General features: G+C 68.1%; 12 protein-coding genes. 6 read left to right on the top strand and 6 right to left on the bottom strand.

Going from position 1 to position 13,975, the window contains the following annotated elements:
* The first annotated feature begins 83 nt into the window (after positions 1 to 83).
* Entirely contained in the window at positions 84 to 482 is a 399-nt protein-coding gene (locus tag ACK4S9_RS20325) for a hypothetical protein (RefSeq protein WP_409729297.1), read from the top strand.
* Between the two features lie 97 nt (positions 483 to 579).
* Positions 580 to 3,246: a bifunctional acetate--CoA ligase family protein/GNAT family N-acetyltransferase gene (locus tag ACK4S9_RS20330; protein ID WP_409729299.1), complete on the top strand. Its 2,667-nt coding sequence runs from the start codon at positions 580 to 582 to the stop codon at positions 3,244 to 3,246.
* Between the two features lie 135 nt (positions 3,247 to 3,381).
* On the opposite strand, the gene ACK4S9_RS20335 is transcribed toward ACK4S9_RS20330, so the two are convergent.
* From ACK4S9_RS20335 to ACK4S9_RS20345, 3 genes are all read right to left on the bottom strand, one after another.
* Entirely contained in the window at positions 3,382 to 4,629 is a 1,248-nt protein-coding gene (locus ACK4S9_RS20335; RefSeq protein ID WP_409729301.1) for a DEAD/DEAH box helicase, read from the bottom strand.
* A 74-nt stretch (positions 4,630 to 4,703) separates the two neighbouring features.
* Positions 4,704 to 4,838: a hypothetical protein gene (locus ACK4S9_RS20340; protein ID WP_409729303.1), complete on the bottom strand. Its 135-nt coding sequence runs from the start codon at positions 4,836 to 4,838 to the stop codon at positions 4,704 to 4,706.
* A 68-nt stretch (positions 4,839 to 4,906) separates the two neighbouring features.
* Positions 4,907 to 5,584, bottom strand: a complete 678-nt coding sequence (locus ACK4S9_RS20345) for a hypothetical protein (RefSeq protein ID WP_409729305.1) — start codon at positions 5,582 to 5,584, stop codon at positions 4,907 to 4,909.
* A 217-nt stretch (positions 5,585 to 5,801) separates the two neighbouring features.
* Between ACK4S9_RS20345 and ACK4S9_RS20350 the strand changes: the two genes are divergently transcribed.
* From ACK4S9_RS20350 to ACK4S9_RS20360, 3 genes are all read left to right on the top strand, one after another.
* Positions 5,802 to 7,079 carry a sensor histidine kinase gene (locus tag ACK4S9_RS20350; RefSeq protein ID WP_409729307.1) on the top strand — a complete coding sequence of 426 codons (1,278 nt, stop codon included), beginning with the start codon at positions 5,802 to 5,804 and terminating at the stop codon, positions 7,077 to 7,079.
* The gene (locus tag ACK4S9_RS20355; RefSeq protein ID WP_409729309.1) at positions 7,072 to 7,863 is read left to right on the top strand and encodes a LytR/AlgR family response regulator transcription factor; all 792 of its coding nucleotides are present in this window, start codon (positions 7,072 to 7,074) and stop codon (positions 7,861 to 7,863) included. The genes ACK4S9_RS20350 and ACK4S9_RS20355 overlap by 8 nt, the downstream gene beginning before the upstream one ends.
* Before the next feature lie 92 nt (positions 7,864 to 7,955).
* Positions 7,956 to 8,432, top strand: coding sequence for a hypothetical protein (locus ACK4S9_RS20360; protein WP_409729311.1), 477 nt, complete (start codon positions 7,956 to 7,958; stop codon positions 8,430 to 8,432).
* Between the two features lie 30 nt (positions 8,433 to 8,462).
* Here ACK4S9_RS20360 and ACK4S9_RS20365 read toward each other — a convergent pair whose 3' ends face one another.
* The 3 genes from ACK4S9_RS20365 to ACK4S9_RS20375 form a co-directional block, all read right to left on the bottom strand.
* A complete protein-coding gene (locus tag ACK4S9_RS20365) occupies positions 8,463 to 8,765 on the bottom strand; it encodes a hypothetical protein (protein ID WP_409729313.1) in 303 nt (100 codons plus the stop codon).
* Positions 8,766 to 8,774: 9 nt separating this feature from the next.
* On the bottom strand, positions 8,775 to 10,943 hold the full coding sequence (locus tag ACK4S9_RS20370) for a TonB-dependent receptor plug domain-containing protein (protein WP_409729315.1): 2,169 nt from the start codon (positions 10,941 to 10,943) through the stop codon (positions 8,775 to 8,777).
* Between the two features lie 106 nt (positions 10,944 to 11,049).
* On the bottom strand, positions 11,050 to 12,033 hold the full coding sequence (locus tag ACK4S9_RS20375) for an aldo/keto reductase (RefSeq protein WP_409729317.1): 984 nt from the start codon (positions 12,031 to 12,033) through the stop codon (positions 11,050 to 11,052).
* A gap of 569 nt (positions 12,034 to 12,602) precedes the next feature.
* Here ACK4S9_RS20375 and ACK4S9_RS20380 point away from each other — a divergent pair.
* Entirely contained in the window at positions 12,603 to 13,904 is a 1,302-nt protein-coding gene (locus ACK4S9_RS20380) for an NAD(P)/FAD-dependent oxidoreductase (RefSeq protein ID WP_409729319.1), read from the top strand.
* The last annotated feature ends 71 nt before the right edge of the window (positions 13,905 to 13,975 follow it).

The following is a 13,975-nucleotide window of genomic DNA, read 5'->3' on the forward strand; positions in this document are numbered from 1 at the left end:
AGCGCGCAACGGCGCCCCGTCTGTATATTGCTCATCATGAAACACACTGCTAGTATGCCGACATTGTTGACTTGGAGGGTGCCATGCAGATGCTGTTCCGCCTGTTCGGCCCCCGCCGCAGGAAAAACCAGGAAGACATCGCCGGCCGCGCCGCCGAGGTGATCGTCCACGTCCTGTTCGACGTCGGCCTCGACCGTTTCCTGGCCGGCAGCATCCTGCTCGACCGCCAGTTCCGCCTGCGTTTCTTCGCGGTGGCGCCGCCGGCTTCGCCCGCGATCCTGGCCAGCATCGCGGTGCGCGAACTGGACGAGGCGCGCGCCTTCCGCGCCCATGTGCTCGAATCCGGTATCGACGCCCCCCTGCTGGCCACCCACGCGCGCATCATGGCCGACGGCATCATGGGAGCCTTGCGGCGCCAGTCGCCGGCCCTGTGCGCGCTGCCGGCCACGCGCCGCGAGCGGCGCGGCGTCCTGCGTCCCTAGGCCTGTCCGGCAGGCCGTGCGCGCCCCGTCGCGCGCTGGCGCTATGCTTTGCGCACGGGGCGAGGGCGCTCCTGTCTTCCCAGGAAAGGGCATCCGCATGAGCGTTCGCAACCTCGAGCACCTGTTCGCACCGAAGTCGGTGGCGCTGGTCGGCGCTTCCGAGCGGCCGGGCAGCCTGGGCGCGACGCTGCTGCACAACCTGCTGGCCGGCGGCTTCAAGGGCGAGGTGTGGCCGGTCAACCCCAAGTACGGCGAGCTGGCCGGGCGGCGCTGCTACGCCAGCGTGGCCGAACTGCCCGCGGCGCCGGCGCTGGCCGTGATCTGCACGCCGCCCGCGGGCATTCCGGGAATCGTGCGCCAACTGGGCGAGCGCGGCACCCGCGCGGCGGTGATCCTGAGCAGCGGGACCAGCTCGGCGCGGCGCGGCCTGCGCCAGTCCATGCTCGACGCCGCCCATCCCTACCTGCTGCGGCTGCTCGGGCCGAACAGCGCCGGCCTCCTGATCCCGGGCCTGGGCCTGAACGCCAGCGTCGCCACCAGCGGCGCGCTGCCCGGGCGCATCGCCTTCGTGTCGCAGTCGGGCGCCTTGATGGTTGGGGTGCTGGACTGGGCGCGCACGCGCGGCATCGGCTTTTCCCACTTCATCGCGCTGGGCGACGCGGCCGACGTCGACCTCGGCGACGTGCTCGATTACCTCGCCAGCGACGGCGCTACCAGCGCCATTTTGCTCTACCTGCAGGACCTGCGCTATGCGCGCAAGTTCATGTCGGCCGCGCGCGCGGCGGCGCGCAGCAAGCCGGTGCTGGTGCTCAAGGCCGGGCGCGAGGACGATCCCATGCCCGCCGCCGCCAGCGAAAGCGGCGCCCTGGCGACCCGCGACGACGTGTTCGACGCCGCGATCCGGCGCGCCGGCATGCTGCGCGTGTACACCACCGACCAGCTGTTCTCGGCCGCCGAGACCCTGGCCTATGCGCGCCCGCTGCACGGCGAGCGCCTCGCCATCGTCAGCAACGGCGCCGGCCCGGGCGTGCTGGCGCGCGACGCGCTGGCCTACGGCGGCGGGGTCGAGGCGCAGTTCTCGAGCGAAGCGCAGGCACGGCTGGAGGCGCTGCTGGCGCCGGGCTGGCGGCGCGGCAACGTGGTCAACCTGCAGGGCGGGGCGGCGCCCGAGCTGTACCGCGAAACCCTCGAGATCCTGCTGGCCGACCCGCAGGTCGACGCGCTGCTGCTGATCCAGTCGCCCACCGCGACGGTGGCGAGCCGCGACGTGGCGAACGCCATCGCGCCGCTGGTGCGCACGGCGTCCAAGACCCTGCTCTCGTGCTGGCTGGGCGGCAGCGCGGTATCCGAGGCGCGCGCCATCGCATCAGGCGCGCGCCTGCCGGCCTACCGCACGCCGGAAGACGCGGTGGCCGGCTTCCTGCAGCTGGTGCACTACCGGCGCAACCAGAACCTCCTGATGGAAGTGCCTCCCTCGATGGCGGGCGCGGCGGCGCCCGACCGCGCCGCCGCGCGCGCGCTGGTGCGCGAGGCCGTCGCCGGCGGGCGCTACCTGCTGTCCGATCCCGAGACCAAGGCCATCCTGCGCACCTACGGCATGGCGGTGGTCGAGACGCGCCAGGCCGCCACCGTGGACGAGGCGGTGAGCGCGGCGCAGCGGATCGGCTATCCGGTGGCGGTCAAGATCCTGACGCCGGACGTGATGCACAAATCGGACTTCGGCGGCGTCAGCCTGGACCTCGACGGCGACGAGGGCGTGCGGGCGGCGGCCACGCGCATGCGCCGCCGCCTCACGGAACTGTTCCCGCAGGCGCGGTTCGAGGGCTACTCGGTGCAGGCCATGGTCAGGCGCAGCAACGCGCACGAGCTGATCGTCGGCGCCGCGCTCGACGCCGTGTTCGGGCCGGTGATCGTGTTCGGGCAGGGCGGGGTGACGGTGGAAGTGACCGACGACCATTCGGTCGGCCTGCCGCCCCTGAACCTGGTGCTGGCGCGCGACCTGGTCGACCGCACCCGCGTGGCCAGGCTGCTGGCCGGCTACCGCAACCGGCCGGCGGTCAACATGGACGCCGTGCTGGCCACCCTGGTGCAGGTCTCGCGCATGGTCTCGGACATTCCCGAGATCGTGGAACTGGACCTGAACCCGCTGCTGGCCGACAGCCGCGGCGCCGTGGTGCTCGACGCGCGCATGCGCCTGGCGCTGGCCGACCGCTCGGGCAGCACCCTCGACCGGCTGGCGATCCGCCCCTATCCGCGCGAACTGGAAGAAACCATCGATTGGCAGGGCGCGCCCCTGCTGCTGCGGCCGATCCGCCCCGAGGACGGTCCCGCCCACCTGGACTTCTTCGACGCGCTCACGCCCGACGACGTGCGCTACCGGATGTTCGTGCGCGTGCGCGAGCTGCAGCCCTCGCAGCTGGCGCGCTTCACCCAGATCGACTACGACCGCGAGATGGCCTTCATCGCCACACGCCCCAATGCGCAAGGAGCGGCCGAAACGCTGGCGGTGGGCCGGGTGGTGGCCGATCCCGACAACATCGCGGCGGAATTCGCCGTGACCGTGCGCTCGGACCTGAAGGGCATGGGGCTCGGAAAAATCATGATGCAAAAGCTGATCGACTACTGCCGTAGTCGCGGCACGCGCGAGATCGTGGGCGAGGCGCTGCCGCAGAATTCGCGCATTACCGGGCTGGCCAAGCGCATGGGCTTTACGGTGAAGTCCACCGGCCTGGAAGGCATGCGCGAGATGCGGCTGGTGTTGTAGGGTGGGCAGGTTTCCTGCCCACGCGGTGATAGTTGGAAGAAGATCGGTCGTGGTAGTTCCGGCAATCCTTGACCGCGTCGGGTCATCCGGGCGAGTAGCGCAGATGACAAGCCGCCCACCCTGCGAAAGACTATTTCACCGCCTGAAGCGCACATCCTCCTGCACCACCTTCGCCTCCCCCTTCGGCTTCTTGGGCTTCTTCGGCTTCTTGACGATCTGCCCGCCCGCGACGGTCTCGGGCACGCGGTGCTCCGGTTCAAAACCGCTTTCCTCCTCGCGCCGGATCACCTGGCGCGTCAAGGCCTCGATCGCGGCCAGGAATTCGACCTCGTCGGCCGCCACCAGCGACACCGCCTCGCCCGAGGCGCCGGCGCGCCCGGTGCGCCCGGTGCGGTGCACGTAATCCTCGGCCACGATCGGCAGGTCGATGTTGACCACCACCGGCAGGTCGTCGATGTCCAGGCCGCGCGCCGCGACGTCGGTCGCCACCAGCACCTTCACCTCGCCCACCTTGAAGCGCTCCAGCGCGCGCAGGCGCGCCGGTTGCGGCTTGTCGCCGTGGATCGCGTCGGCCGGGATGCGCTTGGCGTCGAGCAGGCCGACCAGCTCGTCCACCCCCTTGCGGGTCCGGGCGAAAGCCAGCACCTGGGTCCAGCCGTGCTTCTTGAGCAGGTGCAGGAACAGTTCCGGCTTGCGCTTCTTGTCGACCGGCACCAGCCACTGGGTGATCCTTGCCGCCGTGGTATTGCGCGGCGTCGCCTCGATGCGCACCGGTTCGCGCAGCAGGCGGTTGGCCATGGCGCGGATCTGGTCGGAGAAGGTGGCCGAGAACAGCAGGGTCTGGCGCTTTTTCGGCAGGGCCGCGAACACCTGGTCGAGTTCCTTCGAGAAGCCCAGATCCAGCATGCGGTCGGCCTCGTCCAGCACCAGGGTGATGACTTCGTTGAATTTCACCGCGTTCTGGCGGTGCAGGTCGAGCAGGCGGCCAGGAGTGGCCACCAGCACGTCGACCCCTTTGCGCAGGTTCATCATCTGCGGATTGATGCTGACCCCGCCGTAGGCCACCATGGTGCGCAGGTTCAGCCCGGCGCCGTAGCTGCGGAAGCTCTCGTGCACCTGTTCGGCCAGCTCGCGTGTCGGAACCAGGACCAGGGCGCGCACGGCATTGCTGCCGACCGGCTTGTCGCGCTTGAACAGGCGCTGCAGGATGGGCAGGGCGAAACCGGCGGTCTTGCCGGTGCCGGTCTGGGCCGCGGCCATGACGTCCTTGCCGGACAGGACGGCGGGAATCGCCTGCTGCTGGACGGCGGTCGGCGTGGTGTAGTCGAGCGAAGCGAGGGTCTGGACGATCGGATCGATCAGTCCAAGCGAAGCAAAGGGCATGGAAACCTAACGACGAGTAAATGTACAGGCCGTAGTTTAACTTGCCGGGGCCGGCAAGCGAAGGGGATGCCGCTTCAGGCGGTGACGACGATGGCCGACAGGTCGACGATCGGCTTGACCGGCTCGCGCTGGTCCTTGCAGCCGGTCAGCAACACACAGGCAATCGCAAGCGCGGCGGGAAGCGCGCGCAGAACAGGGCGCGGTGGCATGATTGGCTCCTTGTTAAGAATCCCCATCATACGCCAGTCCGCGCCGAAAGTGCAGATGCGGCGTGCAATCAGAAGCTGTACGAGACGCCGCCGCGCAGCACCGGATAGATCTTGTAGTCCGAAACCTGTTCCTGCAGGCGCAGTTCTTCGACGTTGACGTCGCTGGCGAGCTGCTTGCAGAAGGTCTGCGAGCCCGTGCAGCCATAGGCGATCAGGTTGACGCGTGCCTTGCCCTGGTGGAAGACGCCAAGGTCGGCATGGAAGTTCCAGCGCTTGTTCGGGGTAAGCGCGTTGCCCCAGCCGATGCCGATGTAGGGCGCGGCGCGGCGGAAATTGACTTCGCCTTTCAGGGCGCCCAGGTCGCCCGTCGAATAGGTATTGCCGTTGAAGGTGAAGCTGCCGCTGGCGCTCGGGGTGCCCAGGGCCTTGAAGCGGGTGCCGTTGTACAGGATGCCGCCGGTCAGGCGGAAGCTGCTGTGCGGGATGACGTACCAGTCGAACAGCACGTCGAAGGTCGCCAGCTTGCCGTCGAGCTTGTAATCGACCAGGCCCGAGCGCTTGTCGAAGTCGTGCTTGAGGTAGTTGGCGCCGAAGCGGCCGTTCAGGGTGCTCTCCATCGGGACCACCAGGTGAACGCCGGCGCCGGTGGTGCCGAGGTCGGCGGTAAGGGCCGCGCCGACCTGGGCCTGGGCCGAGGCGCTGGCGGCGAAGACCGCGGCCGCGAGGAGGGAGTGCTTGAGTGCCATGCTGGAAACGCCTCGTAATGTTGAATTAGCGCAGCATTGTAGCTGCCTAGCCTGGCAAGGGCGAGCAAAGCCGGCCCCGATGATGGCTATGTGCAACGGATGATTTGTGCTTGCCAGGGCCGGTTTCGTCGCCACTATCCCGGCTCCGTCGCATAATGTCACCCGGCAATACAGACCAGGACTAATCTGGCGCTGCCCTGACTACTGAAAGAACATCATGATCTCTAGCACTTTTCACATTGCACGGCTGCTGGCCGCCTGGCTCGGCTGCTACCTGGTCTTCGCCATCATCGTTGCCGAGGGAACCAGGGATATCGTCGAGCGTGACGTCGGTGGTTATTTCGCGCTGCTGGCCCTGTTCCTGGGCCTGTGGGTGCTGTCGGGCGTGTTTTCGCACATGCGCCGGGTGCGCCTGATTGCCGGCAGCCTGAATAGCGGCACCCTGTCCAACCGCCAGCGGCGCCAGATCGAGATTCCCTTCGAAGCCGGCGAAGCCTTCGACCTGATCGACGCCGCGATCCGCGAGCTGCCGGGCGCGATCCTGGTCGAGAGCGCGCGCGACAGCCTGCAGGTGCGCGCCAAGGTCAAGCGCATCAACCCCTATGCCATGCAGCACGACGGCCAGCCACCCGCCGCCAGCTGGGCCTTCATTCCCTTCGGGGAGCGGCGCAACCAGATCCTGGCCACGGTGACTCCCAACGGCGACGCCGCCGGCAGCGTCACCCTGATCTGCGAACCGGAAGACCCGGCCTGGACCGACACCTTCCTGGTCGACCACGGCACCAACCTGGAAAACGCCGAAGCCATCGTGCGGGCGATTACCCGCCGGGTGGCCGAACGCCGCCGCGGCGAACAGGCGATGGTCGCCCAGACCGCCACCGAGAAGGAGCTCACGGTGGCCAAGCTGAACCTGCTGCACGCCCAGGTCGAGCCGCACTTCCTGTACAACACCCTGGCCAGCGCCCAGGTGCTGACGCGTACCGACCCGGCGCGCGCCGACGAGATGCTGGGCAACCTGATCCAGTACCTGCGCCACTCGCTGCCGCGCACCGAGGACGCGCCCTCGACCATCGGCGAGGAACTGGAACGCGCCCGCGCCTACCTCGACATCCTCAAGATCCGCATGGGGCCGCGCCTGCAGCTGCAGGTCGACGTGCCGGACCAGCTCCGCGCGGTGCTGTTCCCGAGCATGATGCTGCAGACCCTGGTCGAGAACGCGATCAAGCACGGCCTCGAGCCCAAGCCGGGCGGCGGCACGGTCTGGATCCTGGCGCGCCAGGTCGACGGCAGCGTGGCGGTGACGGTGGCCGACGACGGCCGCGGCTTCACGCTCGAAGGCGGTGGCACCGGCGTCGGCCTGCGCAACGTGCGCGAGCGCCTGCGCCTGGCCTACGGCAGTACGGCAAGCTTCTCGATCGTGGCCAACTTCCCGAGCGGGGTGGCGGCGACCATCACCGTTCCCCACACCATCGACACGGGAGTCCATCATGCTTGAGTCCCGAATCAAGTGCGTCGTGGCGGAAGACGAAGCCCTGCTGCGCGAATCGCTGGTCCAGCTGCTGGGCGAGGTGTGGCCGGAACTCGAGATCGTCGCCAGCTGCGAGGACGGCGGCAGCGCCCTCGACGCGATCGCCGAGCACCGCCCGGAGGTGGCCTTCCTGGACATCCGCATGCCCGGGCTGAGCGGGATGGAAGTGGCTTCCAACCTGCTTGCCGCCGGCATCCGGACCGAGGTGGTGTTCGTCACCGCCTATGACCAGTACGCGGTCGACGCCTTCGAGCGCGGCGCGATCGACTACCTGCTCAAGCCGGTGGCGCGCGAGCGCCTGGCCGGCACGGTGGGGCGAGTCCAGGCGCGCCTGCGGCGCGGCGGGCAGGACGGCGGGCAACTGCAGCAACTGCAGGCCCTGTTGCAGCAGCTGCAGGCAGTGTCCCCGCCGCCGCCGAAGGCGCCGCCGCTGGTATGGCTGACCGCCAGCCGCGGCCAGGAGACGCGCCTGATCCTGGTTGACGACGTGTGCTACTTCCAGGCCGACAGCAAATACACGGTGGTGATGACGCGCGAGGGCGAGACGCTCCTGAGGAAGCCAATCCGCGACCTGCTCGAGGTGCTCGATCCGACCCACTTCAAGCAGGTGCACCGCTCGACCATCGTGAACCTGCGCGCGGTGGCGGGCGTCACCCGCGACGAGCATGGACGCGGGGTCCTGCGCCTGAAGACCCGGCCTGAAACGCTGGCGGTGAGCCAGCCCTTCATGGGCCTGTTCCGCAATATGTAAGCAGATGTGAAAGCTTGCACAGAGTGTTTCGGGGCAATCAAATCGTGCTTGCCGATGGTAAAGTTATGCCATCAACAAGCCTGGAGGCACCCATGAAAGCCCTGATCCTCTCTGCAGCCCTGGCGGCAGCTTCATTCCCGGCCCTGGCCCAGACCAACGTCAGCATCAGCGTCGGCCAGCCGGGCTTCTATGGCCGTATCGACCTCGGCGACGGCTACCGCAACTACGGCCCGCCGCCCGTGTACGTGGCCGAGCCGATCGTCATCGAGCGCCGCCACCGGGTGCGCGCCGAACCGGTCTACCTGCGCGTGCCGCCGGGCCACCGCAAGAACTGGGGCAAGCATTGCCGCAAGTACGGCGCCTGCGGCCAGCCGGTATTGTTCGTGCAGGACCGCTGGTACTCGGACGTGTACGTGCCGCGCTACCGCGAAGTGCATTACCGCGAGCGCTACGACGACCGTGGCCCGGGCCGCGGCCACCGCGGCGAACGCTACGACGACCGGGGCCATGGTCACGGCAAGGGCCACGGCCATGGCAACGGCAGGGGGCACGGCCGCGGTCACGACTGATCGGCTGCCTGGCCCTTCGTTGGCGCGCTTCTATTCGTCGGGATTGGTCGCGCAGATGTAGCTGCACGTCCTTTCGATGAAGTCCGCGCGCCTGTCGATGGCGTCCTGCTCTTGCTCGTCCAGCAGCTTGCGCTTGGCCGGATCCGTCTCCGCCTTCTTCAGCTGGCGGATCCGCGCCAGCTCCATGTCATACGGTATTTTCCTTGGGCTCTCTCCCAGCTCCAGCTCTTTGCAGTTGCGCTCGCAGACTTGCCGCGTCGTGACCGTGAGCTGCGCCGTCGCAGACGGGGCGATGATGCGTGCGGCGGCAAGCAAGAGAAGCAAACGTTTCATGGCAATCCTTCATAGGCTGGTTTCGAGGCGCAGCGACATGCGCGCCGCATCCGAGTTGCGCGTGAGCTGGCGCAGGAGTCCGGCAGGGCCACGGTATTCGCTGATGCGGGACGTGGTCCGGTGCAGCAGGTTGTCGAGATTGAGCGTCAGTTTCGACTTGGCGTCGAGCTGCCAGCTCGCATTCGCGCCCAGAGTGAAACGCTGCGATTCGTACACCCGCTCGCTCACACTGGTCCGGACCCAGTCGCCCGGCAGATAGTTCGCGTCTACCCCCAGCTTCAGCGGCAGGGCCTTCAAGCCATGGCTGCCGCCCAGCTTGACACGCCAGGGAGTTTGGCCGGCGAGGCGATTGTCGGGTCCGGGCAAGCCGCTCAATGCCGAATCCGCCCAGCCGACGCTGCCGCGCAGCTCCAGGCCTGGCCAGTGCGCCGCGATGTCCTTGCCCGACAGGCGGCCTTCGAACTCGATGCCGCGGACCCTGGCCTGGCCCAGGTTGGCCGGACGGTAGACCCAGCGCCGCGCAACGGCCCAGGGTACGGATTCGAGCGTGAGGTCGGTGCCGGTCTTGTTGCGGATGTCGCGCGCATACCATTCGGCCCGCAGTTCGCTGGCCTTGCCGATGCCGTGGGAATACGAAAAGTTGATGCTGCGCGCGCGCTCCGGCTGCAACTGCGGGTTGCCGCTGCTGTCGGCGTTCTCGATGCCGTTCGGGCCGCAAGGCGCATCGTTTGGACAGGCGGCGAAAGCGTTGATCCGCGGACGCAGCAGCAGCATGTCGATTTCCGGCGCCTGGAAGTTGCGCGCCAGTGAAAACCTGATCTGGCGCTTGCCGTCGCCCCCGATCTTCCTGGCGACGTGGCCGGAGGGCGACCACAAGGTGAAGCGGCGGCGCTCCCGCAGCGGTCCCTCCCATAAGCCGATGTTCTGCCGCTCGGCCGAGACGCCGAGCTTGAGCGCCAGGCTGCGGTCGATGCGCCAGTCGTCCTGAATGAACACTTGTTTGCGCAACACTCGAGTGGCGCTCGTGCGGCCCAGCGCTGCCAGGCTCGCGTCCTGGCGGCCATCGATCAGGTCCACGTGGCTGGTGTTGCGCGCGTTGCGCGTCAGTTTGGCGCCGGCGGCAATCTCGTGCTTGTCGTTCAGTGTGGTGTTGAAGTCGAGATGGAGGAAACGGCCGCGCATCTCGCTTTCCAGGCTGTTGCTGCGCAGGCGCCGGGGCAGGGCGGACCAGCGCTCGCTCGCCACCGCAGCGGTTTCCAGGCTGGTACGCACCAGCCGGACTTCGAGCGACAAACTGCTCCCGGCGCCGAATTGCCAGGACCAGCGCGCAGGCAGCCCGACGGTGGTCAAGGGGCTGCGCTGCGCTTGCTGGACGGCCAGGTCCTGGCCGTCCAGGCGCATGCGCGTCTCCTGGCTCTCGCCGGTTTCCACGATGCGTCCAGCGTCGGGATTCAGGCTGAGCTTGTGGCCTGCTGCGGGCGTCCAGCTGAACTCGGTGGTGGCGGTGAGCATGTGTATCACCCTGTCTGTACTGGACTCGCCTTCAACGAGCGTGTGGACCGCCTGGCCCGGTATCGTCTGCGTCTCGAGGAAGTGGCCGTCACCGCCGGCCGGCCGGCGGCGCGCCGACAGGCTCAGGTTGTAGGCGAAGGGGGTAGCCGATGCGGCCTGGTTGCTCGACCAGGCGATGTCTGCCCCCACACGTCCATCCGCGAGGCTGGCCCCGGTGCGCACCATGCTCAAGGCCTGGCGCTGCACGCCCTTGCGGATGATGTTGATGGTGCCCGCGATCCCGTACGGGCCGGTGGCCGCCGTGCCGGTCTTGACGATCTCGATTCGCTCGACGTGGATCAGGTCCAGCGCCAGCGGGTCACCCGGATAGGATTGCCCGTCGACCAGGATCTGGGTATGGCCGTTCATCCCCAGCAGGCCGAGGCTGCCGTTCTTGCCGATGCTGATGGCGGGTTCGCGGCGTAGCAGTTCGCCGGTGTTCTGCAGGCCGCTCGCGGCGATGCGCTCCTTGCCGACGACGATCGCTCCTGCGACAAAGTCGCGGCCCGTTTCGACATCGGTCCTGCTGCCATCGACCACGACCCGGCTGATGGGGCGGGCCTTGTCGGCCTGGGCCTGAACGTCGAATGCAAGCAGCACGAGCAGGCCGGTGAAAGTAAAGCGCATGGGAACTTCGCAGATACCGGGACAGGAAGGTTAGCATTTCACATTTGAAACAAATGCGCGAAATTCCACATCCTGGCCGTTCGGTCCCCACTTCTTTCGGCCGGACCTATTCGGGCAAGGGCACCCCGGCCGGCAGCAGGCCCTCGGCCACCAGTTCCTGCCAGAAGCCGGCTGGAATCCTGATGGCCATCAGGTCGGCATTGCGGCGCAGGTGGCGCGTGCTGCTGGCGCCGGGAATGGTGGCCACCACCACGGGGTGGGCCGCGCCGAACTGCAGGGCCGCCGCCGGGAGGTCGACGCCGTGGCGCGCCGCCACGTGGCGCAGCCGCTCGCGCTGCTCGAAGTGCTTCGGCTTGGCCGGCACGTAGTCGTAGTGGTCGCCCCGGGCCAGGAAACCCGAGTTGAACGGGCCGCCCAGCACGATGCCCGCGCCGCGCTCGTCGCACAGGGGGAACAGGGCCTCCAGGGGCGTGGTTTCCATCAGCGTGTAGCGCCCGGCCAATAGAAAAATGTCCGGGTCGGAGTCGCGCAGCGCGCGCAGGCAGGGCTCGACCGTGTTTACGCCCAGGCCCCAGGCCTTGATCAGGCCTTCCTCGCGCATCCGCACCAGTTCCTCGAAGGCGCCGCCGCGCCCGGCCGCGATCCGGTAATGGTGGTCGAACTGCTGGCCGAGGTGGTCGGGCGACAGGTCGTGCACGTAGACGATGTCGATGCTCCCCAGGGCGAGGCGCTGCAGGCTGTCCTCGACCGAGCGGCGGGCGCCGGCGGCGCTGTAGTCCGTCAGGCGCCGGAAGGGCAGCGACGACACGAAGGGCGGGGCGATGTCGCCGGCCGGGTCGGGCACCAGCACCCGTCCGACCTTGGTCGACAGCGTGTAATCGCTGCGCGGCCGGGTGCGCAGGGCCTGGCCGAAGCGGTGCTCGGACAGGCCGGTGCCGTAGTGCGGGGCGGTATCGAAATAGCGGATGCCCGCTTCCCAGGCCGCGTCGACGGTGGTGCGGGCCGCCTCGTCGCTCGTGGTGTGGTACATGTCGCCGAGTCCGGTGCCGCCCAGGCCCAGGCGAGTGATCGGTCGGTAGCGCTGGTTCACGTGGATTCCTTTCATTGTGGCGTGGTCGAGCCATGCTACACCTGTGCATGAGGCGCATGATTAAGTGCGCATGACCGGGGCGCTGAAATGGTTCTGGAGAGCCCTCGATCATCCAGGGCGAAGATCAAGGGCAGTGTTGTTCCCGCGGAGTTCGCCCTGGACGGCAATTCATTCGGAAAATCCGCTTACTGATCCACGAAAAATGTAACTAACGCACGGATGGCTTCCTCGCACCTGGATGCCTCGACCTTACTGACTGCGGACGAACCAGCGCGACATCACCTAGGCTGCCAGGAAGAGGGGGCGCAGGACCGACAGGCGCCTCGTCGGACGCGCACCCGGCAACTCGGCGAGCCGGGTACGCGTGCTGGAGTTGATCGATGTTTTCCCGGGCGTCATGGCACGCTGACCAGCAATCGGTATTGCGGTCGTCCGGTCGGCGGGGAAGATGCGACGCGAACGGGATGCCGCGCGGCCAGGGCGAAGCCTGCTTTGCGCTAACGTAGTAAGATTGCTACATCGCCCATGTGCTGGCATTGCCGGACGGGCGCACCATGAAGGAGCTTATTTTGCGTAGCGAAATCGTGATCGTGGGTGGGGGCGCGGGCGGCCTGGAACTGGCCTGCAAACTGGGCCGCAAGCTGGGCCCATCGAAGGTGACGCTGGTCGACAGCCGCTTGTACCACATCTGGAAGCCCTCGCTGCACGAGGTCGCGGCCGGCACCCTGGACATCCACCAGGAAGGCCTGTCCTACCCGATGCTGGCGCACGACAACGGCTTCAATTTCGTGTTCGGACCGATGACGGCGCTCGACGCAAGCACGAAGACCATCACCGTGGGCGCGGTGCTCTCCGCCACTGACAACGACGAGGTGCTGCCCGAGCGCCGCATCGCCTACGGTTCGCTGGTGCTCGCGGTCGGCAGTACCTCGAACTATTTCGGCGTCCCGGGCGCGAAGGAGCACACGATTTCCCTGAACGCCACCGAGGACGCCGAACGCTTCCGCCTGCGCATGCTGCGCCTGATGCTGGCCGCCGAGCAAGAGCGCGAGGAGGGCGGGGCCGCCGGGCTGGACGTGGTGATCATCGGCGGCGGCGCCACCGGCGTGGAACTGGCGGCCGAGCTGCGCGAAGCGTCCAGCGCCTACGTCAACTACGGTTTCGACCAGCTCGACGGCAAGCGCGACGTGCGCATCACCATCCTCGAAGGCGCCCCGCGCGTGCTGGCGCCGTTGCCGGAAAAGGTATCAAGCGCTGCGACAGACCTGCTGGGCAAGCGCGGCATCCGGGTGGTCACCGACTGCCGGGTCACCCAGATCGACGCCGACCGGGTGATCGACAAGGACGGCAAGGTCTATCCCGCCAATCTGTGCGTGTGGGCGGCCGGAATCAAGGCGCCCGACCTCCTGGGCTCGCTGGGCCTGCCGACCGCCAGGGGCGGCCAGGTCGAGGTCGATGCCCACCTGCGCGTGAAAGGCGCGGTCGACATCTACGCGCTGGGCGATTGCGCCGCCTGCGTCGACGGCAAGGGCAATGCGGTGCCGCCGCGCGCCCAGGCCGCCCACCAGCAGGCCGATTATCTGGTCACGACCTTCCTGCGCAAGGCCAAGGGCCATGGTCCGCAGGAGCGGCCGTACGAATACCGCGACTACGGTTCGCTGGTGTCGGTGGGCCGCTCCACGAGCGTGGGCAGCCTGATGGGTTCATTGCGCGGCGCCAGCTGGTTCGTGCAGGGCACCATGGCGCGCCTGATGTACACCAGCCTGCACCTGATGCACCACCGCGCGGTGCTCGGCACCATGCGCACCGGGGTACTGGCGCTGGCGCGCTTCCTGGTACGGCGCGCGACGCCGCTGGTGAAACTGCACTAGGGGTTGTAGGGTGGGGGGGGGGACACAGCACAGCACGGGTTTGGAGCCCCCCCCCCCCCCACACCACGGGG

Source organism: Massilia sp. (assembly GCF_046293535.1).
GTDB lineage: Bacteria > Pseudomonadota > Gammaproteobacteria > Burkholderiales > Burkholderiaceae_D > Telluria.

Bases quoted from the DNA above. Each gene is read 5' to 3' on its own strand.
- ACK4S9_RS20325 (WP_409729297.1), top strand. From the start codon at position 84: ATGCAGATGCTGTTCCGCCTGTTCGGCCCCCGCCGCAGGAAAAACCAG.
- ACK4S9_RS20330 (WP_409729299.1), top strand. From the start codon at position 580: ATGAGCGTTCGCAACCTCGAGCACCTGTTCGCACCGAAGTCGGTGGCG.
- ACK4S9_RS20335 (WP_409729301.1), bottom strand. From the start codon at position 4,629: ATGCCCTTTGCTTCGCTTGGACTGATCGATCCGATCGTCCAGACCCTC.
- ACK4S9_RS20340 (WP_409729303.1), bottom strand. From the start codon at position 4,838: ATGCCACCGCGCCCTGTTCTGCGCGCGCTTCCCGCCGCGCTTGCGATT.
- ACK4S9_RS20345 (WP_409729305.1), bottom strand. From the start codon at position 5,584: ATGGCACTCAAGCACTCCCTCCTCGCGGCCGCGGTCTTCGCCGCCAGC.
- ACK4S9_RS20350 (WP_409729307.1), top strand. From the start codon at position 5,802: ATGATCTCTAGCACTTTTCACATTGCACGGCTGCTGGCCGCCTGGCTC.
- ACK4S9_RS20355 (WP_409729309.1), top strand. From the start codon at position 7,072: ATGCTTGAGTCCCGAATCAAGTGCGTCGTGGCGGAAGACGAAGCCCTG.
- ACK4S9_RS20360 (WP_409729311.1), top strand. From the start codon at position 7,956: ATGAAAGCCCTGATCCTCTCTGCAGCCCTGGCGGCAGCTTCATTCCCG.
- ACK4S9_RS20365 (WP_409729313.1), bottom strand. From the start codon at position 8,765: ATGAAACGTTTGCTTCTCTTGCTTGCCGCCGCACGCATCATCGCCCCG.
- ACK4S9_RS20370 (WP_409729315.1), bottom strand. From the start codon at position 10,943: ATGCGCTTTACTTTCACCGGCCTGCTCGTGCTGCTTGCATTCGACGTT.